The organism is Rhizohabitans arisaemae (genome assembly GCF_025996515.1).
Lineage (GTDB): Bacteria > Actinomycetota > Actinomycetes > Streptosporangiales > Streptosporangiaceae > Rhizohabitans > Rhizohabitans arisaemae.
The window spans coordinates 561,092-587,012 of record NZ_BLRH01000035.1; the positions used below are offsets into that span (position 1 = coordinate 561,092).

Genomic DNA, 25,921 nt, shown 5'->3' on the forward strand with positions numbered 1-25,921 from the left:
TCGCGATCCGTCGCTCCTAGCAACAGGGAAGCCACCACTTACCCTCGACTTGAAAGGTTCGCCGGGGAAGCATCCTTCGATCGACCTCCACATTTCGTCAGCTCATCGCCGTCAGGGTGAACGAGCTCACCGCTCCCATGGCCCGAAATCTCACCATTGGCCCGGCAAGTATACTAGTGTCCGATACGCTATCGGAGGTGATTTCAGTAGAATAGTGTGGTTGGATCGTTCACCGGACGATTCTTAGCGATCCAGATGATGAGGCTGTAGCCAGGGGTGATCGAGTGGGGTTCTGCGTGGCGTCGTAGATTCCCAGGACAGTCATCCTGGTGACAGCGAATAAACCCGGAATCGTGTTCTCGAAGGCTTGGTAGCTGTCCGTAGTTTATCCGTATTACGACGGGAGATGTCGTGGAGACGGGTAATGGGTGCTCTTGGGCGAGATCGGGGCGTCCATCATCGGCTGACCCGCTTGCGCTCGATTTCGACGGCATCCATGAGGGCATCGACCTCGGTAATCGTGTTACGGATGAGTGGGGCAACGCGTAGGGAGCCACGCCAGTTGCGCACCGCGCTGCGGTCGACTACTTGGTCTCCACCTCGGGCATCTCGGAGCCCTGGCCATGTGGGGCGGCTTCGCCAACCTCTGGGAGCGTGGCCGCCTGGATCTGACCGTCGAGGCCTTGGTGTTTAGCCGCGCTTCGCGAACCTGTTCACCGAACAGGAGATGGAAGTCGCCCGGCACCGCCTCGACCGGTTCGGTTATTGATCCTGATTTGCAGCCATATCTCGTGAAAGCCCTCTATGCTCCCGTCGTGTCGCATGATGGGGCTGCCTGGCGGGTTGCCGAAACCTTGGTGGAGTACCGGGTCGTCGTGCCCGATGAGGATCGGGCCGGGCTGGTGGCTGCGGAGCTGGCGGAACGGGGGCATCGGTGGGTTTGTGTCCGGCCGGTGTATCTGCCGTATCTCGACCCCCAGCATGCGTTGTTCGGCAAGCCGGAGTTCTCCCGGCCGGAGCTTGACGGCTGGTGGCAGGTCTGTTCCCTGGTGGATGAGGAAACACCTTCCGAGGAGGAGGAGTTCCACCAGCGGGCGTGCGAGCGGGCCGAGGTGGCGGGCGTCGCCCGTACACATGGAGGTTTCACCGACGGTGACGCCACCGGGCTACGCGAGACCATGCTCAAGCACCTCGACAGGGCGGGCCTGGTGCATGAGCTGAGTGCGGACGAAACCTATGTACGGCGCCGCGCGGCGATCGCGGCCTTCGCACCGGTGAAAGCGGTTCTGGTTCCTTGCACTCCGCTGGACTCCGGCGATTGGACGCCTGACGACAAGTCGTTCCTTGAGCTGATTCGAACGACGGTCGGGGAGCTTCCGGATGCCTCCGAGGACTCGCAGTGGTGGCTGACGGACGAGGTGGAGGAGCTGGCAGACGATTACGAGCTGCTGTTTGAGCTTTCGGATTCCGTCATGCACCAGGGCACCTGCTATCCGCACACTCCCCGTGGGATTCCTCTGCTTGCCGCGCTCGCCGCCAACCGCGCCGTCCCGCCGGCGTACCGGGCGGTTCTCCTGCTGTTTCTCGCCGAGGCGGCGACCGCCGGACGTCGGCGTCTTGCCGCCGACGCGGATCGCAGGGTCGCCCTGCGGCTCGGGTTCGACGAGTCCGCGGACGAGTCGGCGACTCGGCGCACGGTGGAAGCCGTGGCGCCAGGGCTGCTGGCGACCTGGGAGAACGAGGGTGAAGCCGTCCGGTTCGGGCTCGCGGTTCTCGCCGCGGCCTGCGCGGACCCCGTGCAGTGGGCCGACATCCGGCCGTACGTCCGGCTTCTCTCCGACGATTCACGGGATGAGCACCGCACCCTCGCCCTTCAGTTGATCGACCATTTGATCGGCGACGATGCGGAGAGCCTGAAGGACGTGGTCGCGCGGGCGTTTGGGGCCACCGATACCGACGGCCTGGACGTCAGCCCCTTCGCCCCGATCGCCTGGACCGGCCTGAGCGTTCTCGAGCTGATGGCCCAGCGCCAACTTTCCTCGCTCATCACCGATTGATCCACGAACCCCGCACCCCCCAACGGAGCGGACGCCGTACGGCGGCCAAGCCGGCGGACGGGCTCTGGAGTGATCCGAGTACGAACTGCGGTCGGGTCATGCGCCGAGCGGCTTCCGTCCACGGCGCGTCACCGGATCGAGCGTCGGCACCGAGTTGTACGGCTCATGCGGCGCCGCCCGTACTTTCGGCAAGCGGTAGTCCGCTATTACGGGGTTGACCCATGACGCTTCAGCCCTAGGTAGTGCTGGCGCGTCTCCTCGGGCAGGTGCTCGATGGCGAAGCGCAGGGTGACCCGCGGCATGGTGGCCGCATACCGGTCGAGGATGTCGAGCAGCCTGCCGCGGTCCGTGTCACCGGCACCGCGCAGGCAGCCGCCCACAACCTTGTTGATCAGGTCGTGGGGGTCGTCGATGAGGATTTCCGCCAGGGCGAAGGTGTCGTCGACCTGACCCGCGCGCATGAACCACAGGGTGCTGTAGATCGCCACCCGGCGTTCCCACCAGTTGGGCGACTCGGCCAGCCGGTAGAGGAGGTCGCGGGGCTGGTCGATCAGGTAGCCGCCGATCACCTGGTGGCCGCTGACGTCGACGAGGTCCCAGGTGTCGATTCGGTCGATCCGTCGCAGGTACAGCTCGAAGAGCTCCTTGCGCCGTTCGGCCGTGGTCCGCTTCTTGACGGCCTGCTTGCCCATGATGCTCACCGCGCCGACCCGTACTTCGTGGATCGAGCTGTCCAGGAGTTTGTCGATCTCCGCCGGCGGCATGTCGGCGTACTTCTTGCCGAGGGCGAAGATCTGCCCCATCCGCACTCCGAGGAAGTCGTTCGACGTGCGGAAATGCCGTCGGCTCCGCTCCAGGTCGACAGGCGTGCCGTGTGTGCGGAGCTCGGCGACGAACGCTTCGGCGGTCAGCTGCGGGGAGTCCGGCATCAGGTCCTTTCCTTCTGGTCGTCGCCGGGTACGGGTGAACCGGCACCTGCGCGGACCGGCTGAGGTTTCTCAGGCACAACCACGCCCGAAATGCTGCGATATGTGCTGAAGACTACAGGTTGAGGTACGCCGGATACGGATCGCCAGACGGCCGCGTACTCGGGCATGTCGTGCGGACCATCACGGCGATGATTACGGCCTCGCCGACCGGGCTCGAACCGGCGTCCACCCGGTCCCGAGCCGGGCGTTCTACCACTGAACTACGACGAGGCCCCGTCCATTGTGCGGCACCGCCGACCGGGCTCGAACCGGCGCCGACCTGGATGAAGAGCCAGGCGTTCCACCACTGAACTACGGCGGGCCGCTCCCAGTGTGCTGCACACCGCCCGGCTACGCCACGGGATATCGGCCAGATGCCTAATCGCCGGGAGACTCCACCACCGGCAGATCGCTGACCACCACTCCCGAGGCAAGCCCGTGGCGGGCGTCGGCGGCCAGTTCAGACCGGACGCCTTTGCCGCTGAACACCCCGGCACGCCGCAGCAGGGCGGCCCACACCGGGTCGGCGATGCTCACCCCGTGCACCAGTTCGGGTGTCGGCCGGAACACCGCCACCCCGCGTCGCGCGGCGGGAGCCGTCCAGCCCGACTGTTCCGGGTCCAGCCCGGCTGTGCGGCAGGCCGCCGCCACGTCGGCGCGGGTGCAGGCGCCGGTGCCGTCCAGCACCTCCCACGGCAGCGGCAGCGCGGCCCACACCGCGGTGTTGGGGTCGACGCCGCCGCCGGTGCCACGATGCCAGGCGGCCAGGTCGGCGGCCATAAGGCGCATCACCTTGCCCGGGCAGGCCACGTCCAGCAACTCGAGCGCGTTCGACGACGCCAGGCAGGCCAGCCACCCGGCCCGCGCCGCGTTGTAGGCGAGTGCCAGATTGTTCCACGTGGTGGAGTCGTCGCCCCGCCGAACGATCATCGTGGTGCGGTCGACGGCCGGATTCCAGCGGGTACGGAGCACGTCGGCGCCGTGCCGCATGGCGGCCGACCACTGGCCCAGCAGCCGCCCACGCTCCTCGGCGGTCAGGTGCTCCAGGACATCGGGGCTTGCCCGCGCCTGGGCGATCATCCACCAGTCGCTCCGATCCTGATTCGCACACCGGTCGAGCAGGACCTGGGCGACCTCGTCGAACGGGTTCTCCCGACCCGACAGGCTGAACTCCCGGCGCAGCTTGCGCCGCGCGGTGTAGTACGCCGTGAAGCACGCGGCGTCGACGTCGGCGGCGAACCGCTCCAGCGGGATGTCGGCGGCGAAACCGATGACTCCCACCATGAGCAGCCGCCGCTTGTTCTGCTCGGTGCGGAGGGTTCCCGCCTTGGCGGCGATCCGGCCCAGCATCCTGAACCGGCGGTTGTACTGCCGCTTCGACAGCTCCATGCCCGCGGCTTCCCGAGCGTCCCGGTTGAGCCGGTCGTTCAGGAAATCACCGCGGTCCGGGGCCCAGCCGATCCCGTCTCCCATGGTCGCCGCGAACTCCAGCAGCGACTCGGGATCATCGGGGTCCACCTCGATCCGCTGCTCGAACAGGCGGTTCGCCGTCGCGACCTGCCGCGCTCCACCGACGGCCCTGGCATAGTCGGCGGACATCGAGGAGAACCAGCCCTTCCTGCGGGAGGAATGCTTGGCGGCCCGCTCCAGCACCAGAAGCTCGCGCCGTGACAACCGCCCGTCCAGTACCTGCAGCACCAGGTCGGCGACGTCCTCGGGCCGGTAACGCCGGTCCAGCGACTCGTACAACTCGGTCAGGATCTCCGGGCGTGACCGGTGCCTATCCCTATGGAACTCCATGGAAAGCCATGATCCCGCTGGTTGTCTCTGACTTCGATCGGATTTCATACGACCGGTGGTCAGGTGATGTCGCGGGGGGTCCAGCCTGGGGGAGTTACGGTTCTAGGCCGTGCACTTCGAACCTATGTTTACGTCTCCGAGTGCACCTCGCGGAAGTTCGGAGGGCGGCGACCCCGAAAGTGCGGTGAAATGGGCTGATGAATGGCGACAAAGAAAGGGTCACCATAGCCGGTGAATCGGCGCCATGCGTCGAGCTTCTTATCGGGATTGCCAGGACCGGCGAGCTTGGTCCGCTGCGTTGCGGTATGACACTGGGAGAGGTTCAGGAACACCTGGGTCCCTTCCACGACCGGATGCGCGATAGGCGACCCCGCCGCTGGCGGCCCCGCCTGTATTTCTGGAACGACCTTGAGGTGCTGATCTGCTTTGACAGGGTGATCGGCATCACGGTCCCGATGTGGCAGGAGTCGCTCGACCTTCCTGCGGTCGTGACCGGCTGGGAGGCGCCCTGTCCGCCCCGCGTGCCGTACGAGACCGTGGTCGCAGCCCTGGACGCGTCGGGCATCACTTGGGTCGACGCGCCGGAAGAGGTGATGGAGGACGCCCGGGCGATCCGCATCCCGCGGTCGAACACGCTGATCACGTTCTGGGCCGTGGACGGGTCGTCGCGCACCTACAAGGTCTTCATGCTCCCGGCGGACCGGAACGGTAGCGCATAACCCCGGATAGGGCATTTGTGTAATTCGTGGTGAATACTGGGGAAACGACGATCGCTTGCCGTGATTCGATCTCGGGCGCTCAAACACCGCAGCACTACCGAGGTGAGCGCGGAGACGAGCCGGCAGGGTCGGGCGGCCCAGGGCGACGCCGTAGCAGGCCACCGAGCTGTAGTCGTCGACGATCGCGTCCGAGGCGACGAGCGCGGCCTGTCGTCCCTACTGCGGTGGGATCAGGAGCAGCCCGCGTCGCAGGCGTCCGCAGTAGCCGATCAACCCTCACTGACCTGGCCCGCGGCGACGTGGAGGCGGCGGGTGGTGTGCACGGCGGAGAGCATGCGGCGGTCGTGGGTGACCAGCAGGAGCGTCCCCTTGTAGGCATCCAGGGCGGACTCCAGCTGCTCGATCGCCGGGAGGTCGAGGTGGTTGGTGGGCTCGTCCAGGACGAGCAGGTTGACGCCCCGGGCCTGCAGCAGGGCGAGGGCGGCCCGGGTGCGTTCGCCGGGGGACAGGGTGGTGGCCGGGCGGAGCACGTGGTCGGCGCGGAGGCCGAACTTGGCGAGCAGGGTGCGGACCTCGGCGGGGGGCAGGTCGATGAGGGCGCCGAAGGCGTCCAGGAGCGGTTCGTCGCCCTCGAACAGCGCGCGGGCTTGATCGACTTCGCCGACGACGACACCGGGGCCCAGCGAGGCAGAGCCTTCGTCGAGCGGGAGCCGGCCGAGCAGGGCGCCCAGGAGGGTGGTCTTGCCGGAGCCGTTCGCGCCGGTGATGGCGATCCGCTCGGCCCAGTCCACCTGCAGGTCGACCGGTCCGAGGACGAAGCCGCCGCGCCGCAGGACCGCTCCGCGCAGGGTTGCCGTCACGGCTCCCGAGCGGGGAGCGGCGGCGATCTCCATGCGGAGCTCCCACTCCTTGCGGGGCTCCTCCACGACGTCCAGGCGCTCGATCATCTTGTCGGTCTGCCGGGCTTTGGCGGCCTGCTTCTCCGATGCCTCCGCGCGGAAGTTCTTGACGAACTTGTCGGGGTCGGTGGCCTTGCGGCGGGCGTTTCTGACGCCTTTCTCCATCCAGGCGCGCTGGGTACGGGCCCGCGTCTCCAGGGCGGACTTGGTCTCGGCGTACTCCTCGTACTGCTCGCGCGCGTGCCGCCGGGCGACCTCCCGCTCGTTCAGGTAGGCGTCGTAACCACCGCCGTAGGCGCGGACCTGCCCCTGGGCGAGGTCGAGTTCCACGACCCGGTTCACCGTACGGGCGAGGAACTCGCGGTCGTGGCTGACCACGACGACGCCGGCGCGCAGCCCGGTGACGAAGCGTTCCAGCCGGTCCAGACCGTCCAGGTCGAGGTCGTTGGTGGGTTCGTCGAGCAGGAAGACGTCGTACCGGCTGAGCAGCAGCGAGGCGAGACCGGCCCGGGCGGCCTGACCGCCGGACAGGGAGGTCGTCTCCTGGTCGAGGCCGACCGTGAGTCCGAGTTCGGCGACCACCTCGACGGCCCGTTCGGGCAGGTCCGCGCCGCCGAGGGCGAGCCAGCGCTCCAGGGCTTCGGCGTAGGCGTCGCCCGGGTCGCCGCCCACCAGGGCCTCGGTGGCCACGTCGAGGGCGTGCTGCGCGGCGGACACGCCGGTCCGCCGGGCGAGGAACTCCGCGATCGTCTCCCCGGACCGCCTCTCGGGCTCCTGCGGCAGGTGGCCGATGTTGGCGGTGGACGGGCTGAGCCGTACGGAGCCGTGCTCCGGGGTGTCCAGGCCGGCGAGCAGGCGCAGCAGCGTGGATTTGCCCGCGCCGTTCACACCCACCAGGCCCACCACGTCTCCGGGGGCGACGACCAGGTCGAGGCCGGAGAACAGGAGCCGGTCACCGTGTCCGGCGGCGAGGTCTTTGATGACAACTGTGGCGCTCATGAGGAATCCAAGGTTATCCGGACGGGGAGGAGGGCTGTACGGCTGCCGCGGGCCCGGCGTCGCGGCTGCGACGGCGCCTGTCGCCAGTCGGCGACAACAGGTTCGCGGACTTCCCGGACGGCCACTTCGATGTGATCAACGCGCATAGCGTCTACTCACACCGCCCGATCCATGTGATCGAGGAGTGCTACCGGCGCATCGGCCGCATCATGAAGCCGGACGTCACCTTCGACCGCACGGAGGGCAAGGAACACCAGGTGCTGCGGGAGGACTTCCTACTACCGGACCTAGACCCTGGTGGACCTGGCCGCCAGACACGGCCTGGTCGCCACGTTCATAGGCGACTGGGAGAGGCTCCCGCACAAACAATCCATAATCCGAGTGGTCCTGCCGCGGTGACATTGAAAAAGGTGGTGCGGGACAGGCGGCCGGCGCCTCGGTGAAAACGAATCGTCGCTTCGGACGGTGACTCACATGGAATGAGGAGGTTGTCCACCGCGCCCGGCACAGTTCCCGCACCGATTATTCAACCGGCCTCCCGCCCGCGGGGCAACCGGTTTACCGCGGGGTGAAGAGGGAGGCGTACACCGGCCGCCCGTGTTCGGTCACGACCTGGCCGGTGAGGCCGCCACCCGTGACGGTGGACAGCCTCAGGTCGAGGTAACGCTCCTGCTCGACCAGCTCGACCTTCCGCGTGGGCTTCGGCATCCAGGACGCCACCTCCTCCGTCCGCGCGGCCCGGTCGCTCCGCAGCAGCTCGCGGAGCTCGGCGAGGCCGGAGGCGTCGTACGGCTCCGCGGGACCCGGTACGGGCTCCGCGTGCCACGCGGCGACGCCGTACGCGAAGCACACCAGCGCCATCCACATCTCCGCGAAGTACACCGGGTCGGGCGCGAGCTCCAGCCCGGCGAAGGTCTCCCCGAGGAAGAACAGCGCGCCGAGCTGACCGGGCATGAGCTCCAGCCGGCTCTGGAACTGGGTCAGGACGGCCCGCTTACGCGAGAGGATCTGCTCCAGGTGCCCGCGGGGCGGCAGCCCGTACCCGCGGTTGAGGTCGGTGATGGCGGGCCACAGCTTGGCGTAGTTCTCGCGTCCCCGCAGCTCCAGGGCCTTGGCCCGCAACTCGACGGGGAGCACGAAGAACCACTGGTCGCGGCCCTCCAGGTATCCGCCCTGGCCGGACTGGACGCAGCAGGCGTCGTCGAACCGGCGGGTCTGCCCGGCGGCGATCAACGCCGATGAGCACAGGGCGTGGTTCTGCGCGCCGTCCTGGATGTAGCCGATGTGCAACGGCACGATGGCCACGCCCTCGGGGGCGCCGTTGTGCAGCTCCACCTTGCCGTAGGTGACGACCTGCTTGAGCTTCAACCCGGAGCGGGGCGGGACGAACCCGGGACGGGACGGTCCATGGATCGGCACCATGGTCAGCGTCCCCGCTCGCTGGGGGGTGCCCAGCCGGTAGCCGGTGAGGTCGAGGGGGGCGGGCACGATCGTGTCGAGCCGAGTCAAGGTCGTCCTCCTTCCAGACGGTTCAGTACGGCGGTGCGGATCCAGTTCCGGCCAGGTGCGCAATGGGCGAACATCCACGGCAGCAGCTCGGCGAAGTCGTCCTGGTGCCAGAACCTGCGCTGCGGAAGCCCGGGCGCGGGGTTGCGCAGGGTCAGGTCGTCGCGTCCGCTGAACGTCGCCTGGCAGAGCACCACCGGGACGGTGACCCCGGCGCGCGGCAGGGTGGCCGCGACCCGGGCCAGGTCTCCGGGCAGCAGGTTCTCGTATCCGTCGGTGACGATCGCCACCAGATCCGGTCCGGTGTCGAGCGCGTCGAGCAGCCCGGTCGCCAGGTCGGTGGCACCTTCGGGGTTCGCCTCGCCGCCGCCGACCTCGATCACGGTGAGCTCCTCGACCACCTCCGCCAGCACCAGGCGCAGCGCGCTCGCCTGGGACAGCACCGCCCACTCGCGGTCGCCGTACCCGCGCATGGATCCCGAGGTGTCCAGCACCAGGGCCACGCTCCCCGGCAGGCGGGGCAGGCCGCGGGTCACCTCGGCCGTGTACCGGGCGAGCGCCGGACGCAGCTCGGCGGCCGGGCCGCCCCGGTACAGATGGACCAGGGTCGCGGCGACGTCCCCCCGGTTGGTGGGCGTCACGATCGGTTCGTGTGCCCGTACGGCCTCCAGCGGGACGGGCGGATCCGTGCGAGCCGTCGCGCCGTGGGTTCCGGGCGCGTACAGGTACCAGACCCGCTCGATCGCCGTGGCCGGGTCGGCGGTGAAGCGGAGCAGGCGGCTCCGCAGGTAGTCCGAGCCGGTGTCGCCCTCGTCGATCCGCCGGGCGCACGCCCGGGCGGTCGCCTTGCCCAGCGCGTGTTCGAAGCAGTCGACCAGGGCGGGGCGACGGGCTTCGATGAGCGCCGCGGCGTCCGGATGCTCCAGGACGAAGGCGAGTACGGCGCGGGTGGTGTGCTTGTGGTTGGCCCGCAACCGGCGCAGCGCCAGCAGGACGGTCATGGCCTCGGCCGGGGGCAGCCCGAAGAGCAGCGCCCGGGTGACCTTGGCCAGAGTCCGGCGGGTCCGCTCGTCCAGGCCCGCCTGGGACGTGGCCAGGGTGTGCAGCAGCACGCGGGCGCGCTGCGACGAACGCACTCCGGGCACCAGCGCGAGCAGCGCGTACCCTTCCGGGTCGCTCAGCCCCGCGGTCCGGTGGAGCTCCGCGTCGTCCCAGGTCAGATCGCCGCTCCGGGTCAACGTCAGCGGCGCGGTGTGCGTCTGGAAATGGGAGAGAACAAGGGGAATGTCCACTCCGGGAGTGTAATGATCTCGGCATCGGGGGTGACACCGGTTTTCCGCCCGGTACGGGCTGCGCCCCCGCACCCCGTACGCAGCCGTCGCCGTGGACCCGCCGAACGCCGGTCCGGCGGACCGGGCCGGAGCCGGAACCCGTCGTCCGGTTGGACGCGACCGCGCCGAACCGTCCGCCGGGGTGTATCGCGGAGTGGGAGAACGGGGTCCGCATCTGGGCTCGGACCTGGTGCGAGATCATCGAGGACTGTGAGGATCGGCTCCATTTCTATCGTGATCGGCTGAACCACGATCCGGCCACGGAGGACGCGGTCGAGTACCTCAGGCGGGTGCACGGCTCGGTGCTGCCGGAAGCCGTGACCGTTTAGCGGAAGGAATTCGCCGACTTCGGTCCGTACAACACCGTTTCTATGGGGTCGAAGCCGTATCAAGGCGATGGTCGGGACGGCGAGATCCCGCCCGGTCAGCCGGGCGGGATCTCGTTCGTCGCGGTGGGTCAGACGGTGGACAGGGCGACCGTGGGGGAGAGGCGGGCGGCGCGGATCGCCGGGTAGATTCCGGCGATGCTGCCGACGACCAGCGTGGCCGCGACGGCGCCGCCGATCGCCCAGGGCGGTACGACGGGCGGCCAGTCCCGCGACAGCGCGTACCCGGCGGTGGCGAGTGCGCCCAGCACCGCCCCGGCGACACCGCCCAGTGCGGAGAGCAGCAGGGATTCCACCAGGAACTGGATGCGCACCTGCCCCCGGGTGGCTCCGAGGGACCGGCGCAGTCCGATCTCCCTGCGCCGCTCCAGCACCGAGATGACCATCGTGTTGGCCACGCCGACCCCGCCGACCAGCAGCGCGACCGCGCCGAGGCCGAGGAGCAGGTTGGTGAAGGCGCCCGCGGCGGCGGCCCTGGCGGCGAGCGCGTCGGAAGGCCGGCTCACGTTGACCTCGTTCGGGTTCTCCGGGTTGACGGTACGCGGCAGCACCGCCCTGACCGATTCCACCGACTCCTCGGTGGAGCGCTCGTAGAGCGTCGTCGGGTGTCCGTCGAAGCCCAGCAGCCGCTCGGCGACCGGGAAGCCGACGAGAGCCGAACGCTCGATCTCCGGGGCCAGGCTCATCGGCGTCAGGATGCCGATGACGGTGAACCATCGGTTGCCCAGCCATACCCGCACGCCCATCCTGGTGATGCCCAGCCGTGTGGCCGCCTCCGAGCCGAGGACGACGGCGGGTTGCCGCTCGGTGGCGGCGTTCAGCCAGGTTCCCTTCGCCACCCGGCCCTCCAGGGTGGTCAGCAGCTCGGCGGACGCCGCCTGAACGGTGAGTCCGCTGGTCACCGCCTCGGGGATGCGGTCGGTCCGGCGGACCGTGGTGTCGATGACGCCGACGGCCGAGGCGGTGCGGACCGGGCGGATGCGCTTGACCATGTCCACCGCCTCGGGCGGGAGTTTGGCCTGCTGGCCGAAGACGGTCTGGCCGGGGGTGACGGTGAGCAGGTTGGTGCCGAGCCGGTCGATCTGCCGGAGCAGCTCCGCCCGTGAGGAGGACGAGATGCCGATCACCGCGATCATCGTGGCGATGCCGATGGCGATGCCGAGCGCCGACAGGAACACCCGGGTGGGCCGGGCCCGTAGCCCGGCCGCACCCACCCGCAGCACGTCGGAGGGGCTGAGCCGGGCGGGGGCCGGCGGGCGGCGGCGGGTCATGTGCGGGCACCCTTCGTGATCTCGGCCGGACGGCCGGCGCCGTCGCCCTCGTCTTCCACGATGAGGCCGTCGCGGACCCGGACCCGTCGCGGGCACCACTCGGCGATCTCCATGTCATGGGTGATGATCGCGATCGTGTTCCCCGCGGCGTGCAGATCCCGCAGGACCCCCAGCACCTCGGCGCCCGCGGCCGAGTCCAGGTTCCCGGTGGGCTCGTCGGCCAGGATCAGCGGCGGATCCCCGGCCACCGCGCGGGCCACCGCGACCCGCTGCTGCTCACCGCCGGACATCTGGTTCGGCTTGTGGCCCAGCCGGTGGCCGAGGCCCACCCGTTCCAGGGCCGCCGCGGCCCGCTCCCGTCTGACCTTGATGGGAACACCGGTGTAGAGGAGGCCGTCGGCCACGTTGTCCAGCGCGCTCACCCCGGGCGCCAGGTGGAACTGCTGGAAGATGAAGCCCAGGGTACGGCCGCGCAGCGCCGACAGTTCGCGGTCGGACAACTCGGCCACGTCGAACCCGTCGATGCGCACCGTGCCGGCGGTGGGCCGGTCCAGGGTGCCGACCAGGTTGAGGAGGGTCGACTTGCCGGACCCGGACGGCCCGACGATCGCGAGCAGCTCACCGGTCCCGATCGTCAGATTCACCCCGCGCAGCGCCGGTACCTGCCCGCCGTAGACCTTCGTGACCTCGCTGAGCTCCACGACGTACGGCGGGCTCATGTCGCGGGCACCCCGACCTTCATGCCTTCCGACAGCCCCGTTCCGCTGATCTCCACCAGGCCGCCGCCGAACCCGCCGGTCTCCACCGGCACGAGCCGGGTGGCGGTGCCCTCCACCACCTCGACGCCGAACCCGCCCTCCCGCAGCGCCAGCAGCGCCTCCACCGGGACGGCGAGCACGTTCTTGCGCCGCTCGCTCTCCATCTCCACCTCGACCGGGGCCTGGTCCAGCTTGGTCTTGGGGGTCTTGGTCAGCGTGATCTCGACGTCGACGGTGGTTTTGCCGTCTTCTCCGCCGTTCGTGTTCTCCCGCTTGGCCACCGTGCCGACCGAGGTGATCCGCCCGGTGGCGCGTTCGCCGCCGGGCAGCTCCACGGTGACCTTGGCGCCTTTCCTGGCCAGCGCCTGATCGGTGGTGTTGAGGTCCACGTGGACGAGCCGGCGGACGCCGCTGACCGTCAGGACCGGCCGGCCGGGTCCGGTCTTGGCGCCGACGGCGGCCTGGGCGACGGTGACCCGGGCCACCGAGGGCAGGAACACCACCTGGGTGGCGTCCACCCGGCCGGTCACGGGCAGGCCCTGATCGTCCTGCCACTCCCGGACGGCGAGGTAGGTGGCGTAGCTGAACCGGTCGTCCACGGTCATGTCGTCGCCGTAGCCGAGGGCGCGCAGATTGCGCTCCAGCTGCTCCACGTCGGGGCCGTTGGCGATCCCCCACCGCAGTTGCCGATAGAGCGGCAGCTTGCCGTACATGAGGACGACGGGTTTGCGGTCCACCTTGAGCAGCGGACGGCCGCGGCGGATCACCGCGCCTTCGGCGGGAACCCAGGTCACCGTGCCGGAGGCGTCGGTGGCTACCTGGCGCTCACCGGAGTAGGTCAGCGAACCGTTCACGGTCTTGGTGTCCACCAGGTCCTGCCGGGTGATCGGCGCGGTGGCCGGGACCGGTGCCGCGCCGGGTGCCGCCGCGCCGGCACCCCCGCCGCCGATGACGGTCGTCGCCGTCCAGACGGCGACGACGGCCGCGAGCAGCCCACCCCCGGCGAGGGTTAGGCCCTTCCTCACAGCGAGAACCCCTCTGGTGCGAACTTGACGCAGATGTCCTTGATCTTGTTGATCTTCTCTTCCGGCGTGCCCGTGGGGAACTGCCATTGGACGCTGCCGTCGGGGCCGGGGTCCTTCATGTCGATGCCGTTCTCGCGCATGCACTGCGCGAACTTGGTCAGCTTGTCCAGGTACTCCGGGTCGACTTTTTGTGTGCCCGCGTCGGCGAACGCGTCCTTCAGGAGGGGCCTGCACTTCGCTTCGGCCTTCTTGGCCGTCTCCTGCTGCTCCGCGCTCGTGTTGTACGTGAAGCCTCCGTCGGGGCCGGGGTCCTTCATGTCGATGCCGTTCTCGCGCATGCACTGCGCGAACTTGAGTGCTGCCGCCCGCCGATCGGTGGGCTTCGCCGAGCCGGAGGGTGCGGTCGTGCCGCCGTTCGCGGAAGCCACCCCGTCGTTCTTCGCGGTCGTGCCGCACGCGGTCAGGGCCAGTGCCAGCGGTACGACGGCCAGGAGGGTTTGAATCCTCATGAGTGAGCTCCTAGACGCCGCGGGTCGTTCGCCCGGGGCGCGAGCACACTTCACCTGTCATGGTGCTAAATCCGGGTAAGCCCGGACGGCTTATCCAGGGTTAACACCGTCCGTGCCACCCTCAAAGGGACAGGGAGGGGGCGGGATGCGGGTACTCGTCGTCGAAGATGAGGAAGAGCTGGCCGACACCATCGCCCGGGGCCTGCGGCTCCACGCGATCGCCGTCGACGCGGTCTACGACGGGCAGGAGGCGATGGAGCTGTCCGGACACGTCCACTACGACGTCGTCGTCCTGGACCGGGACCTCCCCGAGGTGCACGGGGACGACGTCTGCCGCGCCCTCACCGCCACCGGAGCGGCCGGCCGGATCCTGATGCTCACCGCGGCGGGGCAGATCCGCGACCGGGTCGACGGGCTGTCCCTGGGCGCCGACGACTACCTGGTCAAGCCGTTCGCGTTCGCCGAACTGGTGTCCAGGGTCCGGGCGCTGGCCCGCCGCGCGCCCCGGGAGGCGGCTCCGCCGCTGGAGCGAGCCGGGATCCGGCTCGACCCCGCCCGCCGTACCGTCGTCCGGGACGGGCGGGAGGTCACGCTGAACCGCAAGGAGTTCGACCTCCTGCACGAGCTGCTCCGGGTGGACGGCGCCCTGGTCAGCTCGGCGGCGCTGCGCAAGAGCGTGTGGGACGAGCACGCCGCCGCGGGCACCGGCGCGCTGCGGGTCACCCTCACGTCGCTCCGGAAGAAGCTGGGCGCCCCGTCGTTGATCGAGAACGTTCCCGGCAAGGGATACCGGTTGTGAGGGCCCGGGTTCGCGCGGCCCGGCTCTGGTGGAACCGGCGAGGGCTGCGCATGCGGCTCACCGCGCTGTACGGCGGGTTGTTCTTCGTGTCCGGATCCACCCTGCTCTGGCTCAGCTACCTGCTGACCGCGCAAGCGCTGACCCGGCGGTTCGACGTCAAGTTCTCCATGCGGAGCGATCAGCCCGACACGGTGACGCAGGAAGCGGTGAAAGAGGTGGCGCAGGCGGGCGTCGACGTGCGGCTCGACGGCGCCCTCGACGAGATGCTCCGCTCATCGCTGATCGTCATGATTCTGATCGGGGTCATCGCGGTGCTGCTCGGCTACCTGGTGGCCGACCGGGCGCTCCGTCCGCTGGACCGGGTCACCGAGGCCGCGGAACGGCTGTCGGAGAGCAACATGCACGAACGGATCGCGCTGACCGGCCCGCAGGACGAGGTCAAGCGGCTGGCCGACACCTTCGACGCGATGCTCAACCGGCTGCACCGGGTGTTCGAAGCCCAGCGCAGGTTCATCGGCAACGCCTCACACGAGCTGCGCACCCCCCTCACGATCAACCGCACCGTCCTGGAGGTGTCGCTGGAGGAACCGGCCGCCTCGGAGGACCTCAAAGCGCTGGCCCGGGCGCTGCTCGGCACCAACGCCCGGTACGAGCGGCTGATCGACGGACTGCTGCTGCTGGCGCAGGCGGAACAGGAACTCACCGTCCGCAAGACGGTGGACCTGCGGCACGTCGTCCTCACCGCACTCGAACAGATCGAGATGAGCCCCCGCAAACGGCCGGCCGCCGTCCACCGCGACCTGACCGCCGCCCTCGTCGAAGGCGACCCGCTCTTCCTGGAGCGTTGCGTGTTCAACCTGGTGGAGAACGCGATCAAGTACAACGTCCGGGACGGCGAGGTCTGGGTGAACCTGCGGGTGGAGGACGACGGGGCCGTCCTCACCGTGGAGAACACCGGCCGGCCGGTCCCCCCGTACGAGATCGACGACCTCTTCGAACCGTTCCGCAGACTTCAAGGCGACCGGATCCGCTCCTCTCAGGGCTCCGGCCTGGGCTTGTCCATCGTGCGCGCCATCGTCGACGCCCACCGCGGGTCCCTCTCCGCCGCCGCCCGCCCCGAGGGGGGTCTCGTCGTGACGGTACGGCTTCCCCGCTGACGCCGTACGCCGTCGGTACGTCAAGGTGCTTGACCGGGAGGGGGCCACGGCCCGGCCACCGAGAACCCCGTGGGTGGCTCGGTGGTGCCGGATGCCGTGGCCGTGTGACCGTCACCGCTGAGGGTGCGGACCTTTCTCAGGCCCCGATCCCCTCGGGAGCGAGCTTGTTGCAGATCGCCCTGGCCTTGTTGACCTTCTCCTCCGGGGTGCCCTGGGGGATCTGAATCTGGATCCGTCCGTCGGCGGCGGGGTCTTCCATGTCGATGCCGTTTTCGCGCATGCACTGCGCGAACTTGGCCAGCTTGTCCAGCGTCTGCTGGTCGGGTTTGCGCCCGCCCTCGCCGCCGGCCACGTCCTTCATGAAGTGCCGGCACGCCTCCTGGGCCTTCTGGACCTTCGCCTGGTCCCCCGGCCCCGATTTGATTCTGATGCCGCCCTCCGGCCCGGGGTCTTCCATGTCGACGCCGTTCTCGCGCATGCACTGCGCGAACTTGAGTGCCGCCGTCTGCCGGTCGACGGATGCCGAAGGCGAGGCCGAGGGGGCCGTCGTGCCGCCGCCTGCGGAGGCCACACCGTCGTTGGTCGCGGTGGTGCCGCATGCGGTCAGCGCCAGCGCCAGCGGCACGACGGCCAGGAGTGTCCGTAGTCTCATGAGTGAGCTCCTTGATCGCGGGTTGTTCACCCGGGTCGGGAGGTCAACTTCACCTGTTGTGGTGCTAAATCCCGGTAAGCCTGGGCGCCTTGTCCCCAGCCATCCGCCGAAGCGGGACTCTCGGCGCTGAAGGATCCCGACGTCCGCCGGATTGTCCTAGGCCGCGAGATCTAAGCCGGGGTCGAGGGTGACGCGGTCGGCGACGGCGACGGCCAGGCGCCGGCTGAGCGAGCCGGTGCGGGAGACCACGGTGACCCGGCGGCCGGCGGCCGTCAGCCAGATCGCCAGCTCGGCGAAGTACCCGTCACCGGAGCCGATCACGATCCGTTCGAAGCGGAGGTCGATCCGCGCGGTGTACGCGGCCTCCACCAGCGCCTGGTCGGCGCCGTCGGGGCCGGCGCGGGTCAACAGCTGAACGCCTGGGAGGGCGAGGCCTACGGCGAGCAGGGAGCGTGGGTTGACGGCTACCACGAACTGGTCTAGGCGGCCGATGGCGACAAGCCGGGTGTAGGCCCGCATGACTTCTCGGACGTCCGCCGTGGTCGGGCGGCCGGATCCGGTGAGGTTCTCGATGTCGAGCAGGTGAATGGCGCGGTCTTTGCGCAGGGTCTGCAGGCGGGAGGAGAGCACCATGACGAACCGATCCCTTCACAGCGAAGGCGTGTCGTATCCAAGTGATTCCATTAGAACACCTGTTGACTCAATCAACCAGACTTTTTGAGGACGTTGCATTAGCCCACCCGATTGCAGTACGGTCGGATGCACAGGAAAGGGGTGTCCCATTGGGGAGAGACATCCAGGTCACCGCCGCCGACGTGGCGCGGCTGGCCGGTGTGGGCAGAGCCGCCGTGAGCAACTGGAGGCGTCGCCACGACGACTTTCCGCAGCCCGCCGGGGGGACGGCCACCAGCCCGTCCTTCTCCTACGCCGACATCCGGCGGTGGCTTCAGGCGCACGGGGAGAGCAAGACGTTCCCCGAACGCGAATGGCTCTGGCAGGAGCTTCGCCTGATCGTCGAGGAGGACGACCTTCCCGCCCTCATCGCGGACCTCGGCGTCTTCCTGCTGTTCCTCCGGCGGGAGGCGGGCGCCTGGCGACGGCTCGCGGCCAAGGACGACACCGAACTGGCCCGGCTGCTGCCCGAACGGATCCGAGGGACGTGTACGGGCTTCGCCTTCCCCGCGGACCTCGGGATCGCCGAGGCCGGGCTGATGCGCCGGGTCGGCGAACTCGCCGGCGACCAGGGAGTGCTGGAAACGTTCGAGTTTCTCCGCCGGCGCTACTTCGAACTGCATTCCCGGCGCGTTTACACGACCCCCGGCGAGGTCGTCACCCTCATGCTCGACCTGCTCGGCGACGACGTCGGCTCGGTCCTGGATCCGGCCTGCGGCTCGGGGAGCTACCTGATCGGCGCGCACGACCGCTTCACCGGCGTCACGCTCAAAGGCCAGGACGCCGATCACGCGGTCGCCGGCCTCACCGCGGTACGGCTCGCGCTGCACGGCGCCGACTCCGACCTCCGCTGCGGCGACTCCCTCCGCGCCGACGCCTTCCCGCAGGCGTCGGTGGACGCGGTGGTCGGCAACCCGCCGTTCAACGACCGGAACTGGGGCTACGACGAGCTGACCGCCGACCCCCGATGGGAGTACGGACTGCCGCCCCGGATGGAATCCGAACTCGCCTGGGTCCAGCACGCCCTCGCCCGTCTCAACCCGGGCGGTACGGCGGCGCTGCTCATGCCGCCGGCCGTCGCGAACCGCAAATCCGGCCGCCGGATCCGGACCCAGCTGCTGCGTCGCGGGGCACTGCGAGCCGTGATCGCCCTTCCCACCGGGAGCATCCCCAACACGGCGGTGGCGCTGACCGTCTGGGTGCTGGTCAAACCCGGCGACGGGCCCGCGCCCGGCCACGTCCTGATGGTGGACACATCCGACCGCGACGACTACGCCGACCTGGCGGTCGGCTCCTGGCGCGCGTTCCGCGAAGGCCGCCCCCTCGACGAAACCGTGAGCCGGGGCGTCCCGCTGATCGACCTGCTCGACGACGAGGTGGACCTCACTCCCGGGCGCCACCTGTCCACGGTCGGCGAAGCGCCCTCCGCGGAGCAGGTCACCGGGGTCACCGGCGAACTGACGAAACTCCTCGGCGTCGTCGGCGACCTGATCCCCACTGTGGACGCCGACTCCCGGAGTCTTCCGCTCGTACCGGTGTCGGAGCTGGTACGGCGCGGCATGCTCACCCTGCTGCAGCAGACTCCGGTACGGCCCGGCGAGGGCTCCGACGTCCCCGACGGCACCCGGGTGCTCACCGCCCGCGACGTCGTGGAAGGCCGTCCCGCCTCGGGGACCAGCCCCGAGCACGCGGTGGGGAGGGCGATCGTCGTCCAACCCGGCGACGTGGTGGTGCCCCAGGTCGTACGGACCTTGGTCGCCACAGTCGTCACCGAGGGCGGTGCGGTCGCGGGATCCCACCTCAGCGTGCTCAGACCCGACCCCGCGCAGCTGGACCCCGATTTCCTCGCGGGCTTTCTGTGCGGCTCGGAGAACCTGCGCGAATACAGCTCCCTGTCCTCGCAATATCGCGTCGAGGTGCGCCGGGCCCGGATACCTCTGCTCCCGTTCGACGAGCAACGCCGATACGGTACGGCCTTCCGGCGGCTATCGGCGTTCCACGCCGCACTCCGCGAGGCGACGGCCCTCGGCGAGACCCTGGCCCAGCGGATCGCCGACGGCCTCACCCACGGCACCGTGACCCCACCCGGCGAGAAAGACGACACCGGACGGATCGATGAGAAAGCCCGCCGCAAGGCGACCCGCCAACACTGATTGGGAAACGGGTTGGCACCAGAAGTACACGGACTTCATCTGGTCGGTGGCCGATCTGCTGCGCGGTGACCGTCAGTCGGAGTACGGCAAGGTGGTACTGCCCTTCACCATGTTGCGCCGCCTGGACTGCGTTCCGATTCGGCTCTCCGGCTGAAGGTGCGTCCGTGCTTCCGGGACGTCACGGCAGGGCCCGGCGCCGTACCGGAAGCGTCACCGCGGACACCGATTTCTTCAGAAGTCTGTGCGGGTAGGGAACACCGGAGACGGCAATCGGCGTATCGCTTGTACCCGAAGACCCGAAGACCCGAAGACCCGAAGAAGGGAGGCCCGCGGTGGACGACTTCGTCGGGTTGATCGGTTCCTTCGCGGAGGAGGATCTGCTGGTCGCTCCGGGGCGGGGTGATGAGGAGACGGCGTGGAACACGCGGTGGATCGGTGTTCCCGAGGGTGGGGTGGACGCGGAGGAGGTCTGCGGGGCGCTGGTTCGGCTCGGCGAGGTGCTTCGTGTTCGTTTCGCGGCGGTGGAGCCGCCGCTGACGTTCTACGGCTGGCATGATCGACAGGCTGGGCAGCTCCGGCTTTCCCTGCGTTCCGTAGGGCCGCACCGGTTGCCATTCGGCCGGCCTTACCGGGTGTGCGTGGACCCGGCCGAGGTCGCCGCCTCCGTGGCGGCGGATGTCGCGCCGGGGTTGGTCGAATGGTATGAGCTGGAACCCGCGGATGCCGTCGAGGAGGAGAGCGAAGCCGAAGAGGCGACGTTCGCGGTGTACGTCGTCCCGCTGGGTGGGCGCACGCCGTGATTGGGTATCCCCGCGCAACGGCGAACCCGTCGACTCCCGGCCCGCCGAAAGCGTCTCGCTGAACCGGCTTCACTTCCTCTGACCGCAGGCGTCTTACGGGCTGGCTGCCCGCGTCCGCGATCATCGTGGGGATGTCTGTCAAATCGGGGTCTGACAAGGATGCCGGTCGGGCGGGTCGGCCGGGCCGTGTCGTACGGACGTGCGCCGGGCGGGATAGCCGATCTTTCTCCAGGTCCGGGCCGACCCGGTCATGACGGGGGCGGGGCGCGCTTGCCGATCACCGGAAAGTCGGGAAGGTCCGAGGTTGCATAAGAAGGTTTCCTAATTAATACTTCGATGAGCAGGCCGTTTCTTCTCACCATTCTCCCGTGGGATGTGACGGCCTGTCTTTTCGGCAGTGGTCGATACCGGTGCCACGGTTCGATGCCGGTCCGCGCCCTCTGTCGTGGTGTCCCCGGCGACGTTCGGCACGTACTCGACCGTCGCTCCGGCGCGAGCGGCGCCTCCGCGACGGGTCGTCGCGACCATGGCATCCGAGCATGCCTTCGAGGATCTTTGACAGTCGGCGCTTACTACTTCCCTGGGATTGGCTCCACTGGTGTCATCGCGGCGGGGTGCCTGTGTATCGGACGGGCGCGGGGTTGCTCGGCGAGCCGTTGGGGCCCGGTGCGGGAGGGTGGGGAAACTACGTATTGCATAGGAAAGTTTCCTATCTAATACTCCGTTGAGCAGGTAATTCGCTTCAGTTTTCTTGTCTGGGCGTGACGTCATGCCATGCCCTGGGAGTTGAAGGAGGCACCATGGTTCGACGTCTTGCCGCCGTGGCGATGCTGGCGGCGGTCTGCGCGGTCTCGGCCCCCGTCGCAGCGCAGGCCGCGTCATACGAGGACGTTCTCTACAGTCCGTTGACCGTTGGCGGCTCTTTCTGTGTTTCCAAGTACGGCCCGAGCTACGTCGCCGGTGCCTATGAGTCGGTGTTCTTCTACTGCTACGGGCCCAAGGTGCGCGCCGACGAGCGGGAGGCCTGCCAGTACATGGCCCCGGGCCGCTACGTCATCTCGGCCAGGCCCGGCATCGGGGGCGCCCTGGTGTGCCGCCTGGCCGTCTGACCTTCAGCCCGCGCGCCGGAGTCGGGCCGTCGCGGGCCGGTTCGCGGACCCGCGGCGGCCGCGCCGACACGTTCGGCAGAGATTGCAGGGAATGTCAAGGATCTAAGTCAACTTCTGTAGGAGGCATCATGGTTCGACGTGCCCTTGCTCTCGCCGCCGCCGCGGTTCTGGCGGCCCTGGCCATGTTCACCGCCACCGCCCCGGCCCAGGCGGCGGCTCCGCAGAGTGCCGTCGCGGCATCGTCGTCGGAAGACGTTCTCTACAGCCCGCTGGTTGCCGGGGCCTACTGCACGGCGCGGTATGGGTCCACCTATTACGTCGGCGCCTACGAGTCCTGGACCTTCTACTGCTACAGCGGCAGCCACCCCAAGATTCATGCCTATGATCGGCAGGCATGTGAGTACCTCAGCCCCGGTCGCACGGTCTACTTCGTCAGGCCCGGCGTGGGCGGTGCCTTGGTGTGCAACCTGTCCGTCTGAACTCGGGCGGAAACCCTGACCTGCTCGTCGGTTGCCGACGGGCAGGTTTGTTGCGTGCGGACCCGCGGTAGTCGTACGAGGCCGTTCGGTAAGGGTTGCGACATCGGTGAAGGATCATTGTCAAAGCAGTATTGCATAGGAAGGTTTCCTATTTGATACTTCGTTGAGCAGTACGTTTCCTCTCATTGTCACCCAGTACGGGCTCCGCTATGTCGTTGAACGGCTGCCCGTCGTGTGTAGGAGGCATCATGGTTCGACGTACCCTCGCTCTCGCCGCCGCCGCGATTCTGGCGGCCCTGGCCATGTTCACCGCCACCGCCCCGGCCCAGGCGGCCACCCTCGGCAAGACCGCCGCCGCGGCCACGGCGTACGAGGACGTGCTCTACAGTCCGATGGTCGCCGGGCAGTGGTGCTCCTCCAGATACGGTTCGAGTTACGATGTCGCCGCTTATGACGGCAGCACGCTTTACTGCTACTCCTGGCGCGGCAGGACGAGCGCCGACGCGTATTCGATCTGCAAGTACTTCCGTCCCAGTTCGGTGGTGCTGAGCTACTTCCGTGACCCCTCCGGGAGCTCCGCGTTGGTCTGCCGCTTCCAGATCTAGGTCCGACGGCCGAACGGCCCGGCACCGATCATCGGTGCCGGGCTTTCCGTGTCACCGGCCCTCGCCCGGGCCGCGGGTGAGCGGGGCGGGAGCCGGGGGCTGCCAGGGCAGGCGGCCCTCCACCTCCATTTGCAGGGAGAGGCTGAGAAAGGTACGGATCAGGACGATCAGCGCGAGCACCCCGACGCCCGCGAACGTGGGGGAGACCGCGACGGTCCTGATGATGTCCCCGGCGACCAGGAACTCCAGGCCGAGCAGGATCGCCCGGCCGAGTCCCTGCCGGTAGTGCCGGTAGGTGGCCTCCGCGGAGTCCCGCCGGAGCCTTCGGTAGACGAAGACGCAGGTGACCAGGGACGCGCCGACCACGATGACGGCGACTCCAGCCAGATCGATCGCCCGGCCCGCGGCCTCGACGACCGACTCCAGGTCCACGGCCGACTCCCCCTTTCGGACGCCGGGGAGCGCCGGGTACGGCGTACGCCCGTACCGCTCCTCGCCCGGTACCTCCCCCCTACCCAGATCGCGGTGTCACCCCGCGTTCCCCTCTGACTCGGCGAGAAAGAACAAGTCATCGACCGCTGCAAGGTTGGGTCTGTTCAAGGTGATCAGGGCGAGCTATGAAAGGCGCAGAGGCTGTCAAGTCCTGATATTTCCGGGCAAGACGGGCGCCTACCCCCCGCGATCGAAACGGAGAACGTATGAGCCGACTGCGCAAGGTGATCGTCTCCATGGTGAGCGTGCTCGCCATGGCGATCGCATTGGGGGTTCACGCCCCTCCCGCGAACGCGTCCGTCCCCAACGTCTGGGGCTTCGCCTACGTCAACGTCGCCGCGGGAGTCCCCAGCCTCGCCCACCAGGCGGGTAGCTGGGCACCGGGCCTCAACGTCTCCGTCGCCCCCGGCGGCCTGCCCGGTCAGACCATTGTCAAGTTCCCCGGCATCGGTGTTCCGGGCGGTGTCGTCCACACCACCGCGGTCGTCGACGCGCCGCATTGGTGCCAGGTCGAGAAGTGGGGGCCGTCGGGCACCGACGAGGTCGTCTCCGTCCGCTGCTACCAGTACGGCGGCGCGCCGGCGTTCGCGCCGTTCACGGTGGTCTTCCAGGAGAGCTCGGGTCCCCTCCCGGCGCCCAAGGCGTTCGGATACGTGCACTGGGGCGGTCTGGCCGTCGCCACGCAGTACAACTCGGCCCTGGCCGTCAACACGGTGACGCCGGTGACCACGGGACGCTGGGACGTCGCGCTGCCCGGGCTCGGGTCCGCCGGATTGTCGGGCAACGTGCAGGTGACCGCGGTCAACACGACCCGGCCCGTGCGCTGCAAGGTCGCCCGGTGGAGCGGGAACCTCGCCCAGCAGAACATCCGGGTGCACTGCTTCGACGGGACGCTCAACCCGTACAACACCGGCTGGACCCTCACCTACCACCGGGAGCGCGCGATCACCGGCATGGCGCTGCCGCCGAAGAACTTCGCCTACACCTTCGACAACAACCCCGCGCTCAGCCCGTACGTCCCGCCGGCCCCGGTCAACTACAACTCCCAGTCCGCGGTCAACACGATTCAGACCTCGGGGGTCGGCTTGCGCCTGGTCACCTTCCCCCAGGTCGGCACGCGGCCCGACCACGTGCAGGTGACCGCCTACGGTTCGGGGCCGGAGTACTGCCACCTGCAGGGGCTCTGGTTCACGACCGGGGTGGACGCCTACGTCCGTAACGTCTCCTGCTGGAACGCGACGACCAGGCAACCCAAGGAGTCCCTGGTGACCTACACCTCGGCCCACTAGCCCGGCGGTTCGGACGGGGTCCGGCCGGTGTCGTACGGCGTGCGCCGGCCGGGCGCCGGAGGGCGACGGGGTCCTGACTCGTCGTGCACGGCCAGTCAGGATGATGGGAAAGGTTTGGGTCGTTCGTCAGGTTCAGGCCACGCGATGAATGGTGCAAATGTGGTCAAGCCGGATACTTCCCTTATGGGATTCGAGCGCCTATCCTGCGATCGAACGGAGAGTTCAAGGAGTCGACTGTCAAGGGCGATCGTCACGCCGCCGGGTGCACCGGCCGTCGCGGTCGTGCTGGTACGTAACCATCCTCTGGTACAAACACCTCTGATTTCCGTACATCCATTCACAAGCCAGGGTTGGCGATGTCGGCCTGACCGACTCCCGCCCTACCACCCCTCGGTCCCTGCGTCTTCGGATGTTCCTGACATCCTGTAAAATTCACAGTAAGATGCACATCGTTTGAAATGTCGTGATCATACGGCCCGTGGGATAGGCGCGAGATCAGGAGAGGCTTACATGGCTCAGGACGACCACCTCACGTCCACTCGTATCCGGAGAACCCAAGGGGGCCTCCGCGATAGAGCCCTGTCGAAGTCCAACGACATGTCCGGCGAGGTTCGCCTTCCAGGATCCGGATCCGTCGTCGCCTGCGCCAGGTACGGCGCGGTGCGCAACGGCGTGCGCAAGATGACGGTGGACGCCATCGCCAGCCTGGAGGCGTGGATCGCGGCGCTGGACCAGGCCGGTCCGCACCGGCGTGACACCGGGAATCCGGCGGACCTCCGCCGGCGGTAGCCGGGGATCGGGCGCACGGCCTCGGTGGTAAGAATGGGTACCGTGGGTACCCGCGCCGAGGGAGGACGATGAGTCGCTGGGCCGAGCTGACAGGAGGGAACTCCGGAGCCGACTACGCGTCCAGGTTCGCCTCGCTCGCGGCCTCGGGCGTGGACGTCCACGGAGAGGCGACGCTGTGCGCGTCGCTGGTGCCGCCGGGGTCGCGCGTGCTCGACGCGGGATGCGGGACCGGCCGGGTGGCCATCCGCCTCGCCGAGCTGGGCTACGACTGCGTCGGCGTGGACCTCGATCCGTCGATGCTCGCCGAGGCCCGGCGGGCCGCACCCGCGATGACCTGGATCGAAGCCGATCTGGCCGCGCTTGACATCACCCCGGGATTCGATCTGGTGCTCGCCGCGGGCAACGTCGTCCCGCTGCTCGCGCCGGGCACGGAGGCGAAGGCGGTGACGCTCCTCGCCGGCGCGGTCCGCCCCGGCGGCCTGCTCGTCGCGGGGTTCGGGCTGGACGCCGCGCACCTGCCGGTTCCCCCGACCGCGGGGCTGGCCGAGTACGACGAGTGGTGCGCCGCCGCCGGGCTCGTCCTGGAGCGGCGCTTCGCCACCTGGGACCGGGCGGAGTACCGGGGCGGAGGCTACGCGGTGAGCGTCCACCGCCGTCCCGGCTGAGCACGACACAAGGATCCCGCGCGGCCCGTACC

General features: G+C 69.0%; 26 protein-coding genes and 2 tRNA genes. 14 read left to right on the plus strand and 14 right to left on the minus strand.

What is annotated here, in order from left to right; genetic code table 11:
* Positions 1 to 623: 623 nt before the first annotated feature.
* Positions 624 to 2,057, plus strand: coding sequence for a hypothetical protein (locus tag RUR_RS24585; RefSeq protein WP_283137538.1), 1,434 nt, complete (start codon positions 624 to 626; stop codon positions 2,055 to 2,057).
* A 206-nt stretch (positions 2,058 to 2,263) separates the two neighbouring features.
* Here RUR_RS24585 and RUR_RS24590 read toward each other — a convergent pair whose 3' ends face one another.
* The 4 genes from RUR_RS24590 to RUR_RS24605 all read right to left on the minus strand — a co-directional run bounded on the left by RUR_RS24590 (position 2,264) and on the right by RUR_RS24605 (position 4,825).
* Complete coding sequence (locus tag RUR_RS24590; RefSeq protein WP_283137539.1) at positions 2,264 to 2,986, minus strand: DNA alkylation repair protein; 723 nt, start codon at positions 2,984 to 2,986, stop codon at positions 2,264 to 2,266.
* A 198-nt stretch (positions 2,987 to 3,184) separates the two neighbouring features.
* A tRNA-Pro gene (locus RUR_RS24595) sits at positions 3,185 to 3,256 on the minus strand.
* Positions 3,257 to 3,274: 18 nt separating this feature from the next.
* Positions 3,275 to 3,347, minus strand: a tRNA-Lys gene (locus RUR_RS24600).
* A gap of 56 nt (positions 3,348 to 3,403) precedes the next feature.
* Positions 3,404 to 4,825, minus strand: a complete 1,422-nt coding sequence (locus tag RUR_RS24605; RefSeq protein WP_283137540.1) for a hypothetical protein — start codon at positions 4,823 to 4,825, stop codon at positions 3,404 to 3,406.
* Between the two features lie 197 nt (positions 4,826 to 5,022).
* Between RUR_RS24605 and RUR_RS24610 the strand changes: the two genes are divergently transcribed.
* A complete protein-coding gene (locus tag RUR_RS24610; RefSeq protein ID WP_283137541.1) occupies positions 5,023 to 5,544 on the plus strand; it encodes a hypothetical protein in 522 nt (173 codons plus the stop codon).
* A gap of 269 nt (positions 5,545 to 5,813) precedes the next feature.
* Here RUR_RS24610 and RUR_RS24615 read toward each other — a convergent pair whose 3' ends face one another.
* The 3 genes from RUR_RS24615 to RUR_RS24630 form a co-directional block, all read right to left on the minus strand.
* Positions 5,814 to 7,442, minus strand: coding sequence for an ABC-F family ATP-binding cassette domain-containing protein (locus RUR_RS24615; RefSeq protein ID WP_283137542.1), 1,629 nt, complete (start codon positions 7,440 to 7,442; stop codon positions 5,814 to 5,816).
* Positions 7,443 to 8,000: 558 nt separating this feature from the next.
* The gene (locus RUR_RS24625) at positions 8,001 to 8,951 is read right to left on the minus strand and encodes an ARPP-1 family domain-containing protein (protein WP_283137543.1); all 951 of its coding nucleotides are present in this window, start codon (positions 8,949 to 8,951) and stop codon (positions 8,001 to 8,003) included.
* Entirely contained in the window at positions 8,948 to 10,240 is a 1,293-nt protein-coding gene (locus tag RUR_RS24630) for a vWA domain-containing protein (protein WP_283137544.1), read from the minus strand. Before RUR_RS24630 ends, RUR_RS24625 begins: the two co-directional genes overlap by 4 nt.
* Positions 10,241 to 10,389: 149 nt before the next feature.
* On the opposite strand from RUR_RS24630, the gene RUR_RS24635 reads away from it, so the two are divergent.
* Positions 10,390 to 10,608, plus strand: a complete 219-nt coding sequence (locus RUR_RS24635; RefSeq protein ID WP_283137545.1) for a hypothetical protein — start codon at positions 10,390 to 10,392, stop codon at positions 10,606 to 10,608.
* A 128-nt stretch (positions 10,609 to 10,736) separates the two neighbouring features.
* On the opposite strand, the gene RUR_RS24640 is transcribed toward RUR_RS24635, so the two are convergent.
* From RUR_RS24640 to RUR_RS24655, 4 genes are read right to left on the minus strand one after another with little or no spacing between them, the layout of a single operon-like run.
* Positions 10,737 to 11,936, minus strand: coding sequence for an ABC transporter permease (locus RUR_RS24640; protein WP_283137546.1), 1,200 nt, complete (start codon positions 11,934 to 11,936; stop codon positions 10,737 to 10,739).
* A complete protein-coding gene (locus tag RUR_RS24645; RefSeq protein WP_283137547.1) occupies positions 11,933 to 12,655 on the minus strand; it encodes an ABC transporter ATP-binding protein in 723 nt (240 codons plus the stop codon). Before RUR_RS24645 ends, RUR_RS24640 begins: the two co-directional genes overlap by 4 nt.
* A complete protein-coding gene (locus RUR_RS24650) occupies positions 12,652 to 13,719 on the minus strand; it encodes a peptidoglycan-binding protein (protein WP_283137548.1) in 1,068 nt (355 codons plus the stop codon). Before RUR_RS24650 ends, RUR_RS24645 begins: the two co-directional genes overlap by 4 nt.
* The gene (locus RUR_RS24655; protein WP_283137549.1) at positions 13,716 to 14,228 is read right to left on the minus strand and encodes a hypothetical protein; all 513 of its coding nucleotides are present in this window, start codon (positions 14,226 to 14,228) and stop codon (positions 13,716 to 13,718) included. Before RUR_RS24655 ends, RUR_RS24650 begins: the two co-directional genes overlap by 4 nt.
* 145 nt (positions 14,229 to 14,373) lie before the next feature.
* Here RUR_RS24655 and RUR_RS24660 point away from each other — a divergent pair, with 145 nt between their 5' ends.
* Together RUR_RS24660 and RUR_RS24665 are read left to right on the plus strand one after the other, a co-directional pair.
* A complete protein-coding gene (locus tag RUR_RS24660) occupies positions 14,374 to 15,027 on the plus strand; it encodes a response regulator transcription factor (RefSeq protein ID WP_283137550.1) in 654 nt (217 codons plus the stop codon).
* Entirely contained in the window at positions 15,024 to 16,184 is a 1,161-nt protein-coding gene (locus RUR_RS24665; RefSeq protein WP_283137551.1) for a sensor histidine kinase, read from the plus strand. The genes RUR_RS24660 and RUR_RS24665 overlap by 4 nt, the downstream gene beginning before the upstream one ends.
* 136 nt (positions 16,185 to 16,320) lie before the next feature.
* On the opposite strand, the gene RUR_RS24670 is transcribed toward RUR_RS24665, so the two are convergent.
* Positions 16,321 to 16,836 (minus strand): hypothetical protein, encoded by a 516-nt coding sequence (locus tag RUR_RS24670; RefSeq protein WP_283137552.1) that lies wholly within the window; start codon positions 16,834 to 16,836, stop codon positions 16,321 to 16,323.
* Positions 16,837 to 16,992: 156 nt separating this feature from the next.
* Positions 16,993 to 17,469, minus strand: coding sequence for an NYN domain-containing protein (locus RUR_RS24675; protein WP_283137553.1), 477 nt, complete (start codon positions 17,467 to 17,469; stop codon positions 16,993 to 16,995).
* A gap of 149 nt (positions 17,470 to 17,618) precedes the next feature.
* Here RUR_RS24675 and RUR_RS24680 point away from each other — a divergent pair, with 149 nt between their 5' ends.
* From RUR_RS24680 to RUR_RS24705, 6 genes are all read left to right on the plus strand, one after another.
* On the plus strand, positions 17,619 to 19,661 hold the full coding sequence (locus RUR_RS24680; protein WP_283137554.1) for an N-6 DNA methylase: 2,043 nt from the start codon (positions 17,619 to 17,621) through the stop codon (positions 19,659 to 19,661).
* Positions 19,624 to 19,815 carry a type I restriction-modification system subunit M N-terminal domain-containing protein gene (locus RUR_RS24685; protein WP_346349063.1) on the plus strand — a complete coding sequence of 64 codons (192 nt, stop codon included), beginning with the start codon at positions 19,624 to 19,626 and terminating at the stop codon, positions 19,813 to 19,815. Before RUR_RS24680 ends, RUR_RS24685 begins: the two co-directional genes overlap by 38 nt.
* A 178-nt stretch (positions 19,816 to 19,993) precedes the next feature.
* Positions 19,994 to 20,461 carry a hypothetical protein gene (locus RUR_RS24690; RefSeq protein ID WP_283137555.1) on the plus strand — a complete coding sequence of 156 codons (468 nt, stop codon included), beginning with the start codon at positions 19,994 to 19,996 and terminating at the stop codon, positions 20,459 to 20,461.
* 800 nt (positions 20,462 to 21,261) lie between these two features.
* Complete coding sequence (locus RUR_RS24695; protein WP_283137556.1) at positions 21,262 to 21,570, plus strand: hypothetical protein; 309 nt, start codon at positions 21,262 to 21,264, stop codon at positions 21,568 to 21,570.
* Between the two features lie 128 nt (positions 21,571 to 21,698).
* The gene (locus RUR_RS24700) at positions 21,699 to 22,049 is read left to right on the plus strand and encodes a hypothetical protein (RefSeq protein ID WP_283137557.1); all 351 of its coding nucleotides are present in this window, start codon (positions 21,699 to 21,701) and stop codon (positions 22,047 to 22,049) included.
* 248 nt (positions 22,050 to 22,297) lie between these two features.
* Positions 22,298 to 22,654: a hypothetical protein gene (locus RUR_RS24705; protein ID WP_283137558.1), complete on the plus strand. Its 357-nt coding sequence runs from the start codon at positions 22,298 to 22,300 to the stop codon at positions 22,652 to 22,654.
* A gap of 51 nt (positions 22,655 to 22,705) precedes the next feature.
* On the opposite strand, the gene RUR_RS24710 is transcribed toward RUR_RS24705, so the two are convergent.
* Positions 22,706 to 23,086, minus strand: coding sequence for a DUF1622 domain-containing protein (locus RUR_RS24710; protein ID WP_283137559.1), 381 nt, complete (start codon positions 23,084 to 23,086; stop codon positions 22,706 to 22,708).
* Between the two features lie 266 nt (positions 23,087 to 23,352).
* On the opposite strand from RUR_RS24710, the gene RUR_RS24715 reads away from it, so the two are divergent.
* From RUR_RS24715 to RUR_RS24725, 3 genes are all read left to right on the plus strand, one after another.
* Positions 23,353 to 24,435, plus strand: coding sequence for a hypothetical protein (locus tag RUR_RS24715; protein WP_283137560.1), 1,083 nt, complete (start codon positions 23,353 to 23,355; stop codon positions 24,433 to 24,435).
* Positions 24,436 to 25,032: 597 nt separating this feature from the next.
* Positions 25,033 to 25,224, plus strand: coding sequence for a hypothetical protein (locus RUR_RS24720; protein WP_283137561.1), 192 nt, complete (start codon positions 25,033 to 25,035; stop codon positions 25,222 to 25,224).
* Between the two features lie 68 nt (positions 25,225 to 25,292).
* Positions 25,293 to 25,889, plus strand: coding sequence for a class I SAM-dependent methyltransferase (locus RUR_RS24725; RefSeq protein ID WP_283137562.1), 597 nt, complete (start codon positions 25,293 to 25,295; stop codon positions 25,887 to 25,889).
* Positions 25,890 to 25,921: the final 32 nt, after the last annotated feature.